The organism is Halorarum halophilum, from assembly GCF_013401515.1.
Lineage (GTDB): Archaea > Halobacteriota > Halobacteria > Halobacteriales > Haloferacaceae > Halorarum > Halorarum halophilum.
In genome coordinates, this window is record NZ_CP058529.1 from 3,449,113 (window position 1) to 3,465,439 (window position 16,327).

The window sequence follows — 16,327 nt, forward strand, 5'->3', positions numbered from 1 at the left end:
TCATGTCCAACGATCGCGTCATCGAACTGCTCCGGAAGGCGTACGGCGACGAGATGGAGACGGTGATGAACTACCAGGCGAACGCCATCGTCCTCGAGGGCGTGAGCGCCGAGGAGATCAAGGAGAGCCTCTCGGCGGACATCCAGGAGGAACTGGGGCACGCCGAGCAGATCGGCCAGCGCTTGCGCCAGTTGCAGGCCCGGCCGCCCGGGTCGGCGGAGTTCACGGCGAACCAGCACAGCCTCCAGCCGCCCGCGGACTCGACGGACGTGCTGTCGGTCATCAACGGCGTGCTCGACGCCGAGGAGGACGCCATCTCGACGTACAAGTCGCTCATCGACGCCGCCGAGGAGGCGAACGACCCCGTGAGCGAGGACCTCGCGGTGACGGTGCTCGCCGACGAGGAGGCCCACCGGGCGGAGTTCCGCGGCTTCAAGAAGGAGTACGGGAGCGATTAGCCGGATCCGAACGGGCGAGTAGCTCGTCCGAACTCCCGGTGTAGGGTCGGAAAGACGGAGTGGTAGTCGCGTCCGCGAACGTCGTTTCCCCGTTCGATCCTCCCCCTGCCCCCGACCGGCCGGTCGGCCGAACGTCGCAGCTCCGATGCCGGACGCATCGTGAGGGGAACCTGCCGGCTGGCTGCGGTGCCCCGCCTCCGTTCACGCCGACTGTCGAACGAGATTTGTGCTAGTTGTTAACACACTCGGTGTCGTAGATGCACGTGGCCATGACCGTCCACAAGGAAGTCACCATCACGGCGACGAGTCCCGAATCGTGGGAGGAGGCGGCGCTGAGCGCCGTCGAGCGAACCGAGTCGAGCGTCGAACACATCCAGTGGGCCGTGGTACAGGATCAGTCGATCCAGCTCGGGTCGCCCGAGGAACCGCAGTTCAGGACGAAGGTGAAGATCGGGTTCGAAGTCGAGGAGTGATGCCGGGGAATCTCGGACTCCCCGTTCGGACTCAGACCGAGTAGTAGTACTCGCCCTCGCGCTTCTGTTCGCGATCGAGCTGCGAGTCCGGCTTGTTGATCCGGGGGCGGCCCGTGCGCTCGTCGCGCCGGAACGTGATGTCCAGGTCCGCGAGGAAGTCGTTCATCCCTTCGCGCATCTCCTGGGGCGGGCTGGCGTGCCCGTGTTCGGCCGGCTCGCCGTCGAACACTATCAGGCGGTCCGCGAGGAGGTCGACCATGTAGATGTCGTGGTCGATGACCATCACCGTCGCGTCGTGGTTCTCGGCGTAGCGCCGGATGGCCGTCGTGGCCTGCACGCGCTGTTCCACGTCGAGGTGGGCCGACGGTTCGTCGAGCACGTAGAGGTCCGCGTCCTCCGAGAGGCAGGCGGCGATGGCGACGCGCTGGCGCTCGCCCCCGGAGAGGTCAGTCAGGTTCTGCTCCATGATGGGGTCGAGCTGGAGCGGGCGCGCGACCTCGGTGTCCCAGTAGGAGGAGCCGAACTGGTCGGTGATGGACGCGAGGAACGCGTCGACGCGCATCGGCTGGTCGATGTCGATGTACTGGGGCTTGTAGGCGATGTCCAGCCGGAAGTCCAGTTCGCCCTCGTCGGGTTCGAGGCCCCCGGCAAACATCTTCGCCAACGTCGACTTCCCGATGCCGTTGGGGCCGACGATGCCCAGCACCTCGGACTCGAAGATCGTCCCACTGTCCACCTCGAGCGAGAACTCGCCCTCGCCGTACGACTTCCGGAGGTCCGGGTACTCGACGAGCGGCCGCCCCGACACGGACTCGCGGGGCGCGTGCTCCTCGAACGTGATGGCGTTCGGCCGGATGCGCATGTTCTCGTTGTCGAGGTACCCCTTGAGGTACTCGTTGATGCCGTTCCGGACCGACTTGGGGTCGGTGACGACGCCGTACGCCCCGGGTTGACCGTAGGTGACGTGGAGCGTGTCCGCCAGCAGGTCGAGGATGGCCAGGTCGTGCTCGACGACCATCATCGAGCGCTCGCCGTCCTCGGCCAGCTCCCGGATGAGGCGCGCGGCGGTCATCCGCTGGCCGATGTCGAGGTACGGCGTGATCTCGTCGAGGAAGTAGAAGTCCACGTCCCGCGCGAGCGTCGCTGCGAGCGCGACCCGCTGGAGTTCCCCGCCGGAGATGGAGTCGATGTCCTGGTCCATCACCGGCGCGATGTTCAGCCGCTCGATGAGGTAGTCCAGTTCGCCCCGCTCGTCGGTCACCTCCAGCAGCTCTCGGGTGTTGCCGTCGAACTGCTTCGGGATCTGGTCGACGTACTGGGGCTTGCGGGCGACGGTCACCTCGCCCTCGATGACCTTCTCGACGTAGTTCTGGAGCTCCGTCCCGCGGAAACGGTCGAGGACGGCGTCCCAGTTCGCCTCCTCGTCGTGGCGGCCCAGGTTCGGCGTCAGCTCCCCGGAGAGCATCTTCACGGCGGTCGACTTCCCGATGCCGTTCGGGCCGAGGATGCCCGTCACCGAGCCGGCTTCCGGCACCGGCAGGCCGTACAGCGCGAACGCGTTGTCACCGTAGCGGTGAACCGGATCGTTCTCCAGTTCCGAGGGGAGGTTGATGATCTCGATGGCGTCGAACGGGCACTTCTCGACGCAGATGCCGCACGTCTCGCCCAGGCAGATCTCCTCGGAGATCCACACCTGGTCGGGCGCGCCGTCGTAGGGCTCGTTCTCCTCGTAGTGCTCGTCGCGGGTGACGATGCAGTCCTTCCCCGTGCGGTTCGGCGGGCAGAAGTTCGCGCACTCGTAGTTGCAGCGGTCGGGCTGGCACCTGTCGAGGTCGACGACCGCGATGCTGTCGTCGGCCATGTCAGGCCGACTCGGCGAGGGTGGTCGACAGCAGTACGCCGTACGAGATGAACCAGAGGGTGAACGTCATGAACCCGACGTAGAGGTTGTCCTTCATGCCGAAATCCTCCACGGCGACGCCGAGAACCTTCAACAGCGGGTACTCGACGAACAGGAACGCGGCGAGGACGAGCAGCGGCATCGTCTCCGTCGCCGTCTCAGGCGAGAGCCCGAAGACGGACGCGGAGACGAACGCCGCGGCGATCCCCGCCAGACACGCGACGGTGGTGACCGCCACCCCACGCCTGTGGTCCGACAGCCCGGAGGCGGTTTCCGTACTCATACTCCGAACTCCGACAGCCGGCGACAAAAGGGGTTCGCTTGTCGGGTCCGACAGGGACGGTTCGACCGGGTCACTCCGGACACGAACGTCGTTCGAGTCGTGGATCACTGGTTCGGCGTGCGGACCGTCGGATCACTACTCGACCGGAACCGTAGTGTTTCGATTCGCAATCCGTCAACCTTTATGCCGATGCACTGTTTCGAATCGTAACGATGGTTGCTACGGAAGAGGAGAGTCTCGACGACCTGCCGCCCAGCGCCAAACTCGTGTTCAAGGTACTGGAGTACAACGGCCCCCAGACGCAGAAGGGCATCGTGCAGGAGTCGATGCTCTCGGCCCGCACGGTCCGGTACGCGCTCGAACGGCTGGAGAACATCGGCATCGTCGACGAGGACGTCTACTTCGCCGACGCGCGACAGAACCTCTACCAGCTCAACGGCCCGAAGACGGCTGACGCCGACTGCGGTCAGGAAGCCTGCACCGCCGAATAACCGACGGAGTTCTTTCGGCCGACCCGCCACCGACATCACCGAATCTCGAGCCGAAGGTTCAAACGGGAAGCCGGGACCAGCGCCTCCGTGCGCTGACCCACACCGCGTGCCGCCCAGCGAAACTCCCGGGACCGGCGGCGCGCGGAGCGACGGGTTCCCGGGTGTTCGCCATCGTTCCACCTCTCGACCTCCCGTCCCGTCTCCACTCTCCCTCCGACTCGGCGACGCACTCCGTCGTCGATGCGCCTCAGAGCGCGTTCTCGACCGACGTCGCCACGGACCGTGCCTTCTCCGCCAGCGGTTCCGACACCTGCCCGGCGTCGACGGCGGCGTCGAGTTCGTCGTCGTCGACGCGCTCGACTCGCCCGTCGCCGTGCTTCACAACGTCGACGTGGAGGTCCACGTAGCGGACGGTCTCCGGGAACACCTCGACTGGGGTGCAGACGTTCACGTAGGTTCCCTTCCGGTCGCCGTCGGCGTCCCGGTACACCGTCGGGTACCACCACCGCCCCTCGCGGAACGCCGTGAGCGCGACGTCGCCTGCCTCGCGCCGGGCGTCCAGCGCGTCGTAGGTCCCGCCGGCGCTCATCTCCCGTCGAACCGAGACGGTTCCGTCGGCCGATCGCTCGGTCACCTCGCCACGGCCGAGGGTGATGAGCCTGCCGTCCGGCTTCCCGTGGCCGATGCCGATCGAGTCCCCCTCCACGGGTCCGAACTGGTCGGCCACGACCGAGAACGGGAACCCGGAGTCGACGTCCGCGTCCGCGCCGTCGAACGAGCAGAGCGCCTCCGCGAAGTCGACGCCCGCGCTGGCCGCCGCGGAGGCGGCCTTCGTCCGGTGGTGGCCGGGCATCGTCTCGGTCACGGCCCGCCGCTCCGCGTCGAGGGCGAACCTGGATTCGCGGCCGAACCAGACCCACGCCCCGTCGGTCGGCGCGGCGACCCGTCCCGGTTCGCCCTCGGGTTCGTCGAGCACCGGGTCCAGCGCCCGGGCGCGCTCGGTCGCCCGTTCGAGCGCGTCGGCCAGCGCGTCCATGTCCGCGTCGCGGGCGTCGCGCGACCACTCGATTCCCCAGCCGTCCGGCGTGTCGGTCCCGAGGAGATCGGTCATCCCGACGAGTTCGCGGGCGGCCGCGTCGTCGCCGCCGGCGACCCGCGTCCCGTCGCGGCCGGGTACGAGCGTCGCGAGCCCCGCCATCGCCCGGATTCGCGTCGCCAGCTTCGGCCTGCCGTCGGCCCACGGCGCTCGCGGCTCGACCACCTGCACCCGGAAGACGTCGTCCTCGCCGACGTAGCCGTCGGCGTCGTCGAACGGGAGGTATCCCTCGGCCTCGCCGAGGTCGAGCACGGCGCCGCCGCCGAACGTCTCGGTCACGCGGCCGTCGAACACCGCGCCGCGCGGTGCAGGGTCGCGCCACGCGAACGCGTCGACGCCGACGTCACGGAGGAGATGGGTGGCGGACTCCACCGCGTCCGTGTCGCCGTCGACGCCGACGCCCTGCCTGTCGTCGGTCGTCTCGACGGCGACGTCGTGGTCCGCCGTCGGCAGCTCCTCGTCGAACCGTCGGCGGATGGGCGGGGACGCCTGGACGACCTCGTGTTCGGCCTCCAGCAGTAGCCCCGTCAGAGCGGTCGCGTAGATGCCGCGAACGCGGGCCCTCATTCGAGCGCGTCGGTCGTCCGGGCGAACCGCACCCGGTCGTGGACGGTCGCCCCGAGCGTCAGTTCCACGACGTCGTCGTTCAGGACGCGGCCCCCTTCGACGTAGACGCCCCACGAGTCGAACCGGAGGTACCCCCTGAGGTCGGCGGCGTGTGTGTACGTGTCCAGATACTCGACGCCGTGCTCCTGGATCGAATCGTCGCTGTGGGCGACGTCCATGTCGGAGTAGTACGTCCCGCCGTCGGCGAAGAACGCCTCGAGCGCCGCGGCGTCCTCCCGGACGGCCTCGGCGACGAGGTCCGACGCCTCCTCGAGGTCGTCGGTGTCGAGGCCGACCTCGCGGAGCGCGGCCTGCGTGCGCGGGTCGAAGTGCATACGCGACTCAACGACGGCAGGGGATTTGAACGGTGTGACTCGACTATTGGCGGCAAGAACTTAGAGGGGCGAGGCCGACTTCCCGCCCATGACGATCAAGGAGCGTACGGACCCGGTCGAGGAGGCCGACGACGGCTCCGCGGACCTGTACGACATCGCCACGTGGCAGGAGCGGAGCTCCCTGGACGGCCTCTCGGTCGCGATCTATCGGCTCCTCTCGGCGTCGGCTCGGTGGGGACTCATCCTCCTCGCCTTCCTGTTGCTCGTCGGGATCGGCGGGTTCTCGGCGCTCACCGACCCCGCCATCGGCGTCCTGACCGTGCTCTCTGCGGTCCCGGCGCTCGGACTGGCCGCGTACGTCTACAAGTCCGATATCACCACGAACGAGCCCGTGACGATACTCGTCGCGACGTTCCTGCTCGGGGTGCTCACCGCGAACTTCGCGGCGGTGCTCAACAGCTTCGCCCGGCCGGCGTTCGAGGCGCTTGGATTTCTCGGCACCGTGCTGTTCTTCTTCCTCATCGTCGGCCCCGTCGAGGAGACGGTGAAGCTGCTCGCCGTCCGACTGTACGCGTACACGGACGACAGCTTCGACGCGGTGCTCGACGGCGCCGTGTACGGCGCGATGGCGGGGCTCGGCTTCGCGTTCATCGAGAACGCGCTGTACATCACACAGGGGATCGGGGTCGCGCCTGGCGAACTCGACCTGGGGCTCGGCCTCATCGGACTCGGCGGCGGCATCACGGCGACCCGCGCGCTGGCGGGACCGGGCCACGTCATCTACTCGGCGTTCGCGGGTTACTACCTCGGACTGGCGAAGTTCAACCCGGAACACCGCGGCCCGATCGTCATCAAGGGGCTGCTCATCGCGACGGCGATCCACGCCACCTACAACTCGACGGTGGGGATCGGCGCGGGGCTGTTCGGACTGCTGTTCCAGACGCTCGGCATCCCGACGTTCGGCGGGCTGCTCGCCTACTTCGCGTACGTCATCCTGTACGACGGGTTCTTCGGGCTACTGCTGTTCCGGAAGATCCGGCGGTACCGGGTCGCCTACCGCAGTGCACACGAGGGGGGGAGGGGGGAGCCGACTACCTCCGAGCTGGCGGAGTTCGACTCCTGATTCGACGGGAACGAACGATTTCGGGTCGGATTCGGGCGTCCGGCGTCGTGTTCAGACGTTCAGTTTCTCGCGGGAGACGGTCACGCCGGTCGGCGTGAGGATGAGCTGGTCGTCGCCCTTCTGGACGATGTCGCCGTCGACCTCGCTCGCGACCTGGCGGAGTTCGTCGATGATGGACTCGACCGTGCGGTCCGAGGTCGAGTGACGGGTGATGTCCGCGATGACGAAGTCGCCGTCGTAGACGGCGTCCTTGATGTCGATGACGTCGCTCTGGTCGGCGATCTCGGCGATGTGGACCTGCATCCCGGCCCCGCCGCGGGCGTTCTCGAAGTCGTTCAGGTCGAGTTCGACGTAGTCCTCGGAGCTGTGGGTCCCCCCGCCGCCGAGGATCTTGCTCATGATGCCCATGGGCGAGTAATTGTGGTTGTACGTTTAAGTCCTTGCGTCAGACGGGCGAGTGACGCGTGGAGGAGCGTGAACACGTCGCCCTCGGGGCATCTCTCTCGGACAAGGTGGGTGGAGCCGGCGACGCCCGGACGACGCCTCCCGACGTCCAAGCGGCGAGGAACGCCCTCGGGTGCCGGGTCCCGCGCCTTTTTGCGGCCCGACGCGTCACCACCACCAATGACGTTCAGCATCTGCGTGCGGGAGGAGTACACGGACGAGGAGGGGGAGCGGCAGGTCCGCTTCGGGGTGGCGGTGACGACGCGGCTCCCGGGCGTCGGCACGCTGTGCCCGTTCGCCTCGGAGAGCGGTGCGGTCGCGACCCAGTCGCTCGTGAACGTGGAACTCGGCCGGAAGGGCGTGAGCTACCTCGACGACGGGCTGGCGGTCGAGGACGCGCTCGAATCGCTGCTGAACGCGGACGAGGGGCGGGGCCAGCGCCAGCTTCACGGGGTCGACGCCGAGGGGACGTTCACGTTCTCGGGCGAGGAGTGCAACGACTGGTACGGACACGTCGAGGGAGAGAACTTCACCGTCGCCGGTAACCTCCTCACGGGCGAGTCCGTCGTCGACGCGGTGGCCGCGGCCTACGAGTCGGACGCGTACGGCGAGGCCCCGCTCGCCGAGCGCCTCGTCGACGCGCTGGAGGCGGGCCAGGAGGAGGGCGGCGACAAGCGCGAGGACCTCCCGGTCCAGTCGGCCGCGCTGAAGGTCACGACCACGGAGGACCGGGAGTGGGAGGCGTACCACGACGACCTCCGCGTGGACGCATCGGAGACGCCCATCGCCGACCTTCGTGAGACGTTCGAGGAGGCGAGGCGCGGCCAGGAACTCGTCCTGGCACGGTACGACGAGGAGGACGGGGACGACGGGGACGAGTGAAATGCGGTGGCACGCGTGACCGCGAGCGCCTCCGGCGCGAGCACCGACGCGCGCGAGGGGTGAGAAGCGCAGCGAGCGCCAGCGAGCGAGCATCGCAATCGGCTGGGGAGGACTGTGGCTTTCATCACGCCCAGCAGTAGCGGTCTGCGTTCCCACACGGACGGAGTTCGATAGCCCAGGATAGATGGCCTATCGACGAAATACGAACGGGAAGGATACCCGGACGCCCGTCGAACTCAAATAGAGAACTCGTACAGGTCGTCGCCGACGTGGTGCAGCGACTTCACGACCTTCCCCGAGTCGCCGACCATCTCCGAACCGTCCACGAGCGCGCGCCCGACCCCGAGCGCCTTCCCGTGGGTCTCCTCGGCGATGACGACGAGGTCGCCCTCGGAGATGCTCTCGTCGGCCTCGGTGATGCCCGGGCGCATCACGTCGGCGCCGTCCGAGACGAACGAGATGGCGCCCGCGTCCACGGTCACCACGCCGCGCTCGGGCGGGTGCTCGTTCGCGCCGCGAACCGTGACGAACGGCTCGTCCTCGTAGTAGAGGACGTCGGGATCGCCGTCGACCAGCACGAGGTCGAACGGCGAGTCGGTCAGCTCGACCAGCTCGAACGCGTCGGCATCGAGGTCGATCCCCAGCTGGTCCCCGAGCGTGTCCTCGATCTCCGAGACGGCGTCGCTCCGCAGGTGGTGTCGGGATTTCACGTCCATACGCTGGGTGTCCGCACGTGTCGGGGATAAATCGCCCGCTCCGCCCGGCGGGACCCGGTCACTCTGACAGTCCGCCCGTCGGACACGCGGACTGTCACTCGATCGCACGAAAACCGCTAAGTCCTCCGACGTTGCACGTGTGACCATGTGGGGCGCCCGGCCCAACCGGGACGGACAGTCGGTGATCTGTATCGCCTGTGGCGACTCCCTCTCGCGTCGACAGGCGCGCGAGTACGACAAGGAGGGCGATCGCTGGGACCGGCAGGGAAAGGAGTTCGAGTACCTCTGCAAGTCGTGTCACCGGGAGCAGTGCCACCAGCCGCGGGGCGACCTCGAATCGCTGCTGCTCGACCTGGAGGCCGAGCGGGACGGCCACCTCGACGCGGAGGGGTTCCTCCGCGCGTACAGCGACGCCGTTCGCGAGCGATACGGGACGGTGGAACCCGACGCCGAGCGTGACACCGACTCCGGGCGGGACTGAACAGTCGCGCCGACCACCGACTACGCCACCGTCCTCCGAATCCGAATCGCCCGCGCCAGTTCGTTCGAGGGATAGCACGTACGCCACTGGCGACTCGTCCGCGGGTTCGCCCACGGTGTACGTGGTCTCCGTTCGGACGTCGAGCACGCCGTCCCCGAAACGCCTACCTACCACTCCCCCGTAGCCGCCGTCATGACTGACGCTTCTAGCGACGAGGACGAACAGGCGGCCGCGGGCACCGCCGAGGGACAGGGTCCCGTCCGGATCACCGAGGACCTCGCCGGCCACCTCCAGGACAAGCGCGAGGAGCTGTTCGAGGAGTTCGAGATCCGCGACGCCTTCCCGCCCGAGGTGAAACGGGAGGCGAAGGACCGGACGGAGGACGTGATCGAGGAGATCCGGTCCGAGGTCGACGAGCGACGGGACCTCCGGGACCTGACGACCTGGACGACCGATCCGATCGACGCGCAGGACTTCGACGACGCCATCTCCATCGAGGAGCACGACGAGGAGTACCGGCTCTGGGTCCACATCGCCGACGTCTCCCACTACGTCCACCCCGAGTCGACGATGTGGGAGGAGGCGGTCAAACGCTGTAACACGGTGTACCTGCCCGCCTACACCATTCACATGCTCCCGCCGGTGCTCGCGGAGACGGTCTGCTCGCTCGTCCCGAACGAGGACCGCCTCGCCCACACCGTCGAGATGCGCCTCGACAAGGAGACGCTCTCGTTCGAGGAGCTGGACATCTACAAGTCGGTCATCAACTCCGACGAGCGGCTCACCTACTCGCAGTGCGAGGAGCGACTGGACGACCCCGACCTCCCGCTCCACGAGGAGAACGTCCTCGCCTACGAGGTGGCCGACCGGATGCACGAGCAGCGGAAGGCCGACGGCTCGCTCGTCCTCAACCCCAGCCGGGACCGCGCGCACACCATCATCGAGGAGTGCATGCTGAAGGCGAACAAGGCGGTCACCCACGAACTGATGTGGAACCGCGGGGTCGAGGCGATGTACCGCGTCCACCCCCAGCCGACACCCGACCAGTGGAACGAGGCGCTCCGGGAGATCCAGGAGACGGAGGGCGTCTCCATCCCGGGCGACTCGTGGGACGACCCGCGGAAGGCCGTCAACGCCGCGCTGGAGGAGGCACCGGGGCGCGCGCTCAACAAGATCCAGCGGGCCGTGCTGAAGGTGATGCCCCGCGCGAAGTACATGAACGACCCGTTCGGGGGCCACCACGCGCTCAACTTCGACATCTACGGCCACTTCACCTCGCCCATCCGTCGACTGTCGGACCTCATCAACCACTGGATCGTCCACACGAACGACGTGCCGGAGGACCTCGTGGAACTGTGCGACCGGGCGTCGGACAAGCAGAAGGACGGCGAGACGGTCGAACGGCTGTACAAGCAGTTCATGCAGGAGGTCGGACTCGACCCCTACGCGGTGAACAACCGCGGGCTCGAGGTCGTCGAGGACCCCGAGGACGCGACCCACGAGACGCCCGAGACGGTACCCAAGTAACGCGGTCCGACGGGTCGTCCGTCGTCGGGACGGAGCGAAGACACATCACCGAGGCGCACGAACGTACGGGCATGACCCTGAACGTCGAGGTGCCCGACCCGCCGTCGTTACGCGGCCCCCAGTCGCGCGAGGACTACGACGCCGTCGTGGAACCCGACGACGACCCGGGCGACGACTACCGCCGGGGGGAACTCGAGACGATCCTCCGGAACGGCGCCTGGACGGACGCATTCCGGGAGTGGGCGGACGGGACGGGACTCGCGGAGAGGGAGTTCCGGACGGTCGTTCGGCTCGAACTGATCGATCGGTTCGACTTCTACTGGGACCCGTCTGAGGACGAGGTCGGCTACCGTGCGCCGGAGTTCTCCGACGAGGAACGCGGGGAGTTCGAGCGCGACGAGGATCTCGTCGAGGACGAACTCGACACGCTCGGCCGGGTCGTCTCCGAGATGCTCGAGAACGAATATCTCCCCCGAGACGACGAGAGGTGGGGGTTCTTCGCCGACGAGGAACGCGAGGACGAGTACGAGTTCCGGGACGAGGAGTAGCCGGGACCGACGGTCGTCCATCGATCGGACGAGGGCGCAACCCGCAGGCGCCGGACCCGAACCGAGGGCGGGGCGCTCGGGGACCGTTCGCCTCCTCTCCCCCGTTCCTGACTACTCCGTGGCTATCGCGACGAGGTACGTGCGTCCGCCCCTGCGTTCCAGGTGGATGTCGCAGTCGTTGCGGTCGGCGAAGGCCTGGACCTCCGAGGAGGTGGCCTCGGTCACGTCGATGCTCGCGCGCGTCGGGCTCTCGACGGCGATACGCTCGGGTGCGGTGACGGTCGCGCTCATACCCGTCCCAGGAGGGGACGGGACTTGTAAGTCGGCCTAGCGGAGTGAAAGTGAAAGTGAAGGAGAGCGTCGGGGTCCCGGTTTCGAGTCCGTGGCGGCATCGTAGAACGCGGACCCACCGATGCGGACTCCGCTTCGGCGACCGAGCGGAGGTCGGACTACCCGTTTGGACCTAATTGTTCCCGTCGACACGGCGTTCCCAGAACTCCCGATCCCGTTACTACCGATGTACTGCGACGGCGACCGTGTCGTCCCCAACTGCAAGACTACGTTCTACGGCTCACCACGTCTCGAACCGAGAACTGTCCGTTCAACCGCGCCGTCACTCGATCGTGGAGTGATTCCGTGACGCCTCGCCCGCCTCCGGCAGTTCCTCGACGGCGACGGCGCCGGAACTCCTCGCGACGACCTTGTAGCCGCAGTATGTGAACTCAACGCTCCCCTCACGGCTGGTCCCGCTATCGCCGGCGTCGTCGAACAGCGCGTCCAGCGCGTCCGGATCGATGTAGTCGTTCAGCGGTTCGCCGAGATGCGTCGGTCGGACGCCTTCCCGTTCGGCGACCCGTTCGACGACTTCGGCGCTTAACGGGATGCCCTGACTCATACCGGGATAAGGCGTTAGAGTAGTGTAAGCATTATCGTAGCGATTACGAGTGCTTCTTTGGAGCGACAGGAGGGACGTTCATTCAAACGAATCCGGGGAAGACCGAGAGCCCATCACGGGGGGAGAACGAGGCGAGTGCACTCGAACGCTCATTCGGGGTCCGCCCGTCGACCCTCCGACTCGTCGGGACTCTCGACGACGCTGATGTAGGTCTCGTCGTCCCGCCACAGTTCGACCGCCACGCCGTCCCCCGAAATGGTTACGGTCGTTCTCGGGGTCGAGTTTCTGTGGAAGAGGTCGTTCAGCGCCTCGTGGTCGATGTCGTCGAAGAGGGCGAAGTGGGATCGCTCGAGGTCCTGCCCCATGCTGTCCTGAATGGCGTCGAGTATCGCGTCCGTAAGGGGCGCGTTCGGATCCGCCACATAAGTTTCCCGTACACTACCAATCTCGGAAGTCGGCTCCTCCATCACGTGGGAGTAACGCGTCACCTACCCAAACTCGTCGGGCTCGATATTAACGGGGTTTATGAGTAGCCGGTCGTTTTCCGTGTCGGACTCGACCTATCAGTCTTCAGTTTCTGGGCCCTCGTCCGTGTCGATCACCAGCGAGTTCCGGATGAGGTTTGTGGAACCCCTCCGGAGTCGCTGGGACACCGCGTTCGAGGAGATGCCGAGTTCGTCACCAAGTTCCTTGATCGAGCTGTCGCGCGGAACCTCGAAGTAGCCTGTCTCGAGTGCTGTGACCAGCGCGTCGCGCTGTTCGGGGGTCAGTCCGAACTCGCGTTGGCGAGGCGTAGTCGGCTGGTGGAGGTTCGTGACCTCGAACTGGCGACCCTGCTCCGCGAAGTGGTCCCGGAACGACGAGACCTGCTCGTGCTTCGCGAACCGGATCCGGAGTCTCCAGTCAGCGGCCTGGGCGGTGGCTTCCAGGATGATGGCGTGCTGGTCGATCATCACCGTGATCAGGTCGAGGACCTCGTCGGACCACTCGACCTTGTACAACACCTCCTCCCCCGCCTCTTCGATGACACCGACGGTATCGATGGTCGGGTCGTCCTTCATCGCGTCGTAGAATGCATCCAACTCGCTGCCCGACGCCCAGAGGAACGGGAGCGCCCACTCGGGGCTGTGCGACGCCACCCGTTCGGCCTCGACCGTCACGTCGGGTCTCGCTGTCAGGGCGTGCGACAGGGTGAACGACTCGGCAGGGACAGTCATCTCGACGACGACGCTCATGGGGTGAACAGAGTACGGGCGGAATTAACGTTCTCGGCGGCGGTCCCCGAGCACCGGGAGGAAGCGCCCGCTCGGCGGTGAACGTGTCTTCGAGAGAAGACGGAACGGGAGTGGACTCGCTGGGATTTGAACCCAGGGCCTCTTCCTTGCGAAGGAAGCGATCTACCGCTGATCTACGAGCCCGCACCCGAAGTAACCGCCGGCGCTCACTTGAGGGTTCCGTTTCACCGTCCGGGTCGGGGGTCGTTCACACGCGTAACAGCCGGAGCCGTCCCGCGACTAGCCCGAGAACCGTCCCGACGAAATGCGCGACCAGCGCGCTCCCGGCTGGGCTGAACGCGAGCGTCAGTCCGGCGGCGGCGACCGCCACGACGGCCGCGGCGACCCGCGGTGGGACGGACACCCGCTCGAGCAGCGCGGCGGAGGCGGGGTTCGCGACGAGGACGTAGCCGACCAGCGCGAAGGCGGCCCCGCTGGCGCCGAGCACCGCCACCGACCGGCCGAGGAGTCCGCCGACCCACACCTGCGCGACGCCCGCGAGCACCCCGGTGACGAGGAAGAAGCCGTGGAAGCGAAAGCGGGTGGTTCGCCGAGCGACGAGGCTCCCGGCGACCGCGACGACGACCGCGTTCGCGAGCAGGTGGCCGGGGCCGGCGTGCGCGTACACGCTCGTCAGGAGGCCCCACGGCGGGGAGAGGATCGGCGGCGCGAGGACGAACAACCCGGCGAGTCCGACGAGCGTTCCGGCCCAGGTGAGCACCGAGACGACGAGCATCGCCGCGAGCGTCTCGAGGACCGGGCTCCCACGCCGGGCCGACCGGCGATCGGCCGTCCCGCCGTCGGCGACCTTGGTCGCGTAGTCGGCGGTCACGTGTGTACCCTCCGCGTCGGGGACGAAAAAACACGCCCCCGGCGACCGGGAGCGCCCCGTCCCTCGTGGAGTCGCGTGATTCGCCGGCGTCGCGACTCGGCGGTCGAAAGAGTGAGAAGCGTGGTGGCGTGGGTGCGCCTTAGCGTGTCAGTCTTCGAGGACGATCTCGATGCTGACGTCGTTCGGCACCTGAATCCGCATCAGCTGTCGGAGCGCGCGTTCGTCGGCGTCGATGTCGATGAGGCGCTTGTGGACGCGCATCTCCCAGTGCTCCCACGTGGCGGTGCCCTCACCGTCGGGGGACTTCCGGGACGGAACCTCCAGCGTCTTCGTCGGGAGCGGGATCGGCCCCGACAGCGCGACGCCGGTCTTGTCCGCGATCTCCCGGACGTCGTCACAGATGTTGTCCAGGTCCTCGGGGCTCGTACCCGCGAGTCGGACGCGCGCCTGCTGGCCCGGCATCTATCGTGCGTTGACGCTGAGTACCTTGCCGGCCGCGATGGTCTGACCCATGTCGCGGATGGCGAAGCTACCAAGCTCCGGAATCTCGCTCGACGGCTCGATGCTGAGCGGCTTCTGCGGGCGCACGGTGACGACCGCGGCGTCGCCGGACTTGATGAAGTCCGGGTTCTCCTCGGCGACCTCGCCCGAGGCCGGGTCGAGCTTCTGGTCGAGCGACTCGATGGTACACGCGACCTGCGCCGTGTGGGCGTGGAAGACCGGCGTGTAGCCCGCTGTGATGACCGACGGGTGCTGCATCACGACGACCTGGGCCTGGAACGTCTCGGCGACCGTCGGCGGGTTCTCGGCCGGGCCGCAGACGTCGCCGCGGCGGATGTCGTCCTTGCCGACGCCGCGGACGTTGAACCCAACGTTGTCGCCGGGGCCCGCGTAGTCGACCTCCTCGTGGTGCATCTCGATCGTCTTCACTTCCCCGCCCACGTCGGACGGCTGGAAGGAGACGTTGTCGCCGGAGCGCATCTCGCCGGTCTCGAGGCGGCCGACCGGCACGGTACCGATTCCCGAGATGGTGTAGACGTCCTGGATCGGCAGGCGGAGCGGCGCGTCCGTCGGCGGCTCCGTCTCCGGCAGGTTGTTCAGGGCGTCGAGGAGGATCTCGCCGTCGTACCAGGACGTGTTGTCCGAGCGCTCGGCGATGTTGTCGCCCTCGAAGGCGGAGATCGGGATGAACGAGGCGTCCTCGGTGCCGAAGCGGACCTGCTTGAGGAGCTGCTTGACCTCGTCGACGACGTCCGTGTAGGTGTCCTCGGAGTAGTCGACGACGTCCATCTTGTTGACCGCGACGATGAGCTCGTTGATGCCCAGCGTGCGGGCCAGGAACACGTGCTCGCGGGTCTGGGGCGCGACGCCGTCGTCGGCCGCGACGACGAGCACCGCGTTGTCGGCCTGCGAGGCGCCCGTGATCATGTTCTTCACGAAGTCACGGTGGCCCGGGCAGTCGACGATGGTGAAGTAGTAGTCGTCGGTGTCGAACTCCTGGTGGGCGATGTCGATGGTGACACCGCGCTCTCGCTCCTCCGCCAGGTTGTCCATGACGTAGGCGAACTCGAATCCGCCCTTGCCCTTCTCCTCGGCTTCCTCTCGGTACTGCTCGATTACGTGCTCGGGGACGCTCCCTGTCTCGAAGAGGAGGCGACCCACGAGCGTGGACTTCCCGTGGTCGACGTGGCCGATGATGGCCAGGTTCTGGTGGGGTTTGTCTTGGCTCATTGTGGAATCACGCGCTAAGGCGCTCTGTGGGGATTCGTTGGTCTGAACGCCGTAAAACGATTTCGATACGCGACACGGCACGTCGCGGCCGCGTCTGGCGGTTTTTCGTGTGTCTGTTTCTCGTGTGTTCGGTTGCCACGGAATCAGTTCGACTACCGTCCCGTTCCCGACGTTCGTTCGTCGGCCGGACGAATCGATATCGACTCGACACCGAGTTGGACCGGGAGGGCCG

Annotated in this window: 21 protein-coding genes and 1 tRNA gene; 8 read left to right on the forward strand and 14 right to left on the reverse strand. The window is 67.3% G+C overall.

Annotated elements, in window-relative coordinates; translation table 11 throughout:
- Positions 1–2 precede the first annotated feature (2 nt).
- Together HUG10_RS17135 and HUG10_RS17140 are read left to right on the forward strand one after the other, a co-directional pair.
- On the forward strand, positions 3–458 hold the full coding sequence (locus HUG10_RS17135; RefSeq protein ID WP_179170721.1) for a ferritin-like domain-containing protein: 456 nt from the start codon (positions 3–5) through the stop codon (positions 456–458).
- A gap of 269 nt (positions 459–727) precedes the next feature.
- Positions 728–931, forward strand: a complete 204-nt coding sequence (locus tag HUG10_RS17140) for a dodecin family protein (protein WP_179170722.1) — start codon at positions 728–730, stop codon at positions 929–931.
- 31 nt (positions 932–962) lie between these two features.
- Here HUG10_RS17140 and HUG10_RS17145 read toward each other — a convergent pair whose 3' ends face one another.
- Both HUG10_RS17145 and HUG10_RS17150 read right to left on the reverse strand, forming a co-directional pair.
- Positions 963–2,792: a ribosome biogenesis/translation initiation ATPase RLI gene (locus HUG10_RS17145; protein WP_179170723.1), complete on the reverse strand. Its 1,830-nt coding sequence runs from the start codon at positions 2,790–2,792 to the stop codon at positions 963–965.
- 1 nt (position 2,793) lies between these two features.
- Positions 2,794–3,114, reverse strand: coding sequence for an EMC6-like membrane protein (locus tag HUG10_RS17150; protein WP_179170724.1), 321 nt, complete (start codon positions 3,112–3,114; stop codon positions 2,794–2,796).
- 212 nt (positions 3,115–3,326) lie between these two features.
- On the opposite strand from HUG10_RS17150, the gene HUG10_RS17155 reads away from it, so the two are divergent.
- Positions 3,327–3,605, forward strand: coding sequence for an ArsR family transcriptional regulator (locus tag HUG10_RS17155; protein WP_179170725.1), 279 nt, complete (start codon positions 3,327–3,329; stop codon positions 3,603–3,605).
- A gap of 247 nt (positions 3,606–3,852) precedes the next feature.
- Here the strand turns inward: HUG10_RS17155 and HUG10_RS17160 are convergent, their stop codons facing one another.
- Positions 3,853–5,268, reverse strand: a complete 1,416-nt coding sequence (locus HUG10_RS17160; protein ID WP_179170726.1) for a DUF402 domain-containing protein — start codon at positions 5,266–5,268, stop codon at positions 3,853–3,855.
- Positions 5,265–5,642: a DUF7532 family protein gene (locus HUG10_RS17165; protein ID WP_179170727.1), complete on the reverse strand. Its 378-nt coding sequence runs from the start codon at positions 5,640–5,642 to the stop codon at positions 5,265–5,267. The genes HUG10_RS17160 and HUG10_RS17165 overlap by 4 nt, the downstream gene beginning before the upstream one ends.
- 88 nt (positions 5,643–5,730) lie before the next feature.
- Here HUG10_RS17165 and HUG10_RS17170 point away from each other — a divergent pair, with 88 nt between their 5' ends.
- On the forward strand, positions 5,731–6,765 hold the full coding sequence (locus tag HUG10_RS17170; protein ID WP_179170728.1) for a PrsW family intramembrane metalloprotease: 1,035 nt from the start codon (positions 5,731–5,733) through the stop codon (positions 6,763–6,765).
- Between the two features lie 51 nt (positions 6,766–6,816).
- Here the strand turns inward: HUG10_RS17170 and HUG10_RS17175 are convergent, their stop codons facing one another.
- On the reverse strand, positions 6,817–7,173 hold the full coding sequence (locus HUG10_RS17175) for a cell division protein SepF (RefSeq protein WP_179170729.1): 357 nt from the start codon (positions 7,171–7,173) through the stop codon (positions 6,817–6,819).
- Positions 7,174–7,389: 216 nt separating this feature from the next.
- Between HUG10_RS17175 and HUG10_RS17180 the strand changes: the two genes are divergently transcribed.
- A complete protein-coding gene (locus HUG10_RS17180; protein ID WP_179170730.1) occupies positions 7,390–8,091 on the forward strand; it encodes a DUF1028 domain-containing protein in 702 nt (233 codons plus the stop codon).
- A gap of 236 nt (positions 8,092–8,327) precedes the next feature.
- Here HUG10_RS17180 and HUG10_RS17185 read toward each other — a convergent pair whose 3' ends face one another.
- The gene (locus HUG10_RS17185; protein WP_179170731.1) at positions 8,328–8,807 is read right to left on the reverse strand and encodes an RNA-binding protein; all 480 of its coding nucleotides are present in this window, start codon (positions 8,805–8,807) and stop codon (positions 8,328–8,330) included.
- A gap of 145 nt (positions 8,808–8,952) precedes the next feature.
- On the opposite strand from HUG10_RS17185, the gene HUG10_RS17190 reads away from it, so the two are divergent.
- The 3 genes from HUG10_RS17190 to HUG10_RS17200 all read left to right on the forward strand — a co-directional run bounded on the left by HUG10_RS17190 (position 8,953) and on the right by HUG10_RS17200 (position 11,363).
- Positions 8,953–9,288, forward strand: coding sequence for a DUF7562 family protein (locus HUG10_RS17190; RefSeq protein WP_179170732.1), 336 nt, complete (start codon positions 8,953–8,955; stop codon positions 9,286–9,288).
- 192 nt (positions 9,289–9,480) lie between these two features.
- A complete protein-coding gene (locus tag HUG10_RS17195; protein WP_179170733.1) occupies positions 9,481–10,815 on the forward strand; it encodes a ribonuclease catalytic domain-containing protein in 1,335 nt (444 codons plus the stop codon).
- Positions 10,816–10,886: 71 nt separating this feature from the next.
- Positions 10,887–11,363: a hypothetical protein gene (locus tag HUG10_RS17200; protein ID WP_179170734.1), complete on the forward strand. Its 477-nt coding sequence runs from the start codon at positions 10,887–10,889 to the stop codon at positions 11,361–11,363.
- A 111-nt stretch (positions 11,364–11,474) separates the two neighbouring features.
- Here HUG10_RS17200 and HUG10_RS17205 read toward each other — a convergent pair whose 3' ends face one another.
- The 8 genes from HUG10_RS17205 to tuf all read right to left on the reverse strand — a co-directional run bounded on the left by HUG10_RS17205 (position 11,475) and on the right by tuf (position 16,095).
- Positions 11,475–11,654 (reverse strand): hypothetical protein, encoded by a 180-nt coding sequence (locus HUG10_RS17205; RefSeq protein ID WP_179170735.1) that lies wholly within the window; start codon positions 11,652–11,654, stop codon positions 11,475–11,477.
- Between the two features lie 322 nt (positions 11,655–11,976).
- Positions 11,977–12,258, reverse strand: coding sequence for a HalOD1 output domain-containing protein (locus HUG10_RS17210; RefSeq protein WP_179170736.1), 282 nt, complete (start codon positions 12,256–12,258; stop codon positions 11,977–11,979).
- 149 nt (positions 12,259–12,407) lie between these two features.
- Complete coding sequence (locus HUG10_RS17215; RefSeq protein ID WP_179170737.1) at positions 12,408–12,746, reverse strand: HalOD1 output domain-containing protein; 339 nt, start codon at positions 12,744–12,746, stop codon at positions 12,408–12,410.
- 75 nt (positions 12,747–12,821) lie between these two features.
- Complete coding sequence (locus tag HUG10_RS17220) at positions 12,822–13,493, reverse strand: bacterio-opsin activator domain-containing protein (protein ID WP_179170738.1); 672 nt, start codon at positions 13,491–13,493, stop codon at positions 12,822–12,824.
- A gap of 111 nt (positions 13,494–13,604) precedes the next feature.
- A tRNA-Ala gene (locus HUG10_RS17225) sits at positions 13,605–13,676 on the reverse strand.
- Positions 13,677–13,740: 64 nt separating this feature from the next.
- A complete protein-coding gene (locus HUG10_RS17230) occupies positions 13,741–14,364 on the reverse strand; it encodes a rhomboid family intramembrane serine protease (RefSeq protein WP_246310177.1) in 624 nt (207 codons plus the stop codon).
- A 147-nt stretch (positions 14,365–14,511) separates the two neighbouring features.
- The gene (rpsJ, locus tag HUG10_RS17235; RefSeq protein WP_179170739.1) at positions 14,512–14,826 is read right to left on the reverse strand and encodes a 30S ribosomal protein S10; all 315 of its coding nucleotides are present in this window, start codon (positions 14,824–14,826) and stop codon (positions 14,512–14,514) included.
- Positions 14,827–16,095 (reverse strand): translation elongation factor EF-1 subunit alpha, encoded by a 1,269-nt coding sequence (gene tuf, locus HUG10_RS17240; protein ID WP_179170740.1) that lies wholly within the window; start codon positions 16,093–16,095, stop codon positions 14,827–14,829.
- Positions 16,096–16,327 lie beyond the last annotated feature (232 nt).

Coding starts and splice junctions, on each gene's coding strand:
- HUG10_RS17165 (WP_179170727.1), bottom strand. CDS start 5,642: ATGCACTTCGACCCGCGCACGCAGGCCGCGCTCCGCGAGGTCGGCCTC.
- HUG10_RS17170 (WP_179170728.1), top strand. CDS start 5,731: ATGACGATCAAGGAGCGTACGGACCCGGTCGAGGAGGCCGACGACGGC.
- HUG10_RS17145 (WP_179170723.1), bottom strand. CDS start 2,792: ATGGCCGACGACAGCATCGCGGTCGTCGACCTCGACAGGTGCCAGCCC.
- HUG10_RS17195 (WP_179170733.1), top strand. CDS start 9,481: ATGACTGACGCTTCTAGCGACGAGGACGAACAGGCGGCCGCGGGCACC.
- HUG10_RS17175 (WP_179170729.1), bottom strand. CDS start 7,173: ATGGGCATCATGAGCAAGATCCTCGGCGGCGGGGGGACCCACAGCTCC.
- HUG10_RS17210 (WP_179170736.1), bottom strand. CDS start 12,258: ATGAGTCAGGGCATCCCGTTAAGCGCCGAAGTCGTCGAACGGGTCGCC.
- HUG10_RS17180 (WP_179170730.1), top strand. CDS start 7,390: ATGACGTTCAGCATCTGCGTGCGGGAGGAGTACACGGACGAGGAGGGG.
- tuf (WP_179170740.1), bottom strand. CDS start 16,095: ATGAGCCAAGACAAACCCCACCAGAACCTGGCCATCATCGGCCACGTC.
- HUG10_RS17160 (WP_179170726.1), bottom strand. CDS start 5,268: ATGAGGGCCCGCGTTCGCGGCATCTACGCGACCGCTCTGACGGGGCTA.
- HUG10_RS17220 (WP_179170738.1), bottom strand. CDS start 13,493: ATGAGCGTCGTCGTCGAGATGACTGTCCCTGCCGAGTCGTTCACCCTG.
- rpsJ (WP_179170739.1), bottom strand. CDS start 14,826: ATGCCGGGCCAGCAGGCGCGCGTCCGACTCGCGGGTACGAGCCCCGAG.
- HUG10_RS17135 (WP_179170721.1), top strand. CDS start 3: ATGTCCAACGATCGCGTCATCGAACTGCTCCGGAAGGCGTACGGCGAC.
- HUG10_RS17185 (WP_179170731.1), bottom strand. CDS start 8,807: ATGGACGTGAAATCCCGACACCACCTGCGGAGCGACGCCGTCTCGGAG.
- HUG10_RS17205 (WP_179170735.1), bottom strand. CDS start 11,654: ATGAGCGCGACCGTCACCGCACCCGAGCGTATCGCCGTCGAGAGCCCG.
- HUG10_RS17190 (WP_179170732.1), top strand. CDS start 8,953: ATGTGGGGCGCCCGGCCCAACCGGGACGGACAGTCGGTGATCTGTATC.
- HUG10_RS17140 (WP_179170722.1), top strand. CDS start 728: ATGACCGTCCACAAGGAAGTCACCATCACGGCGACGAGTCCCGAATCG.
- HUG10_RS17150 (WP_179170724.1), bottom strand. CDS start 3,114: ATGAGTACGGAAACCGCCTCCGGGCTGTCGGACCACAGGCGTGGGGTG.
- HUG10_RS17155 (WP_179170725.1), top strand. CDS start 3,327: ATGGTTGCTACGGAAGAGGAGAGTCTCGACGACCTGCCGCCCAGCGCC.
- HUG10_RS17200 (WP_179170734.1), top strand. CDS start 10,887: ATGACCCTGAACGTCGAGGTGCCCGACCCGCCGTCGTTACGCGGCCCC.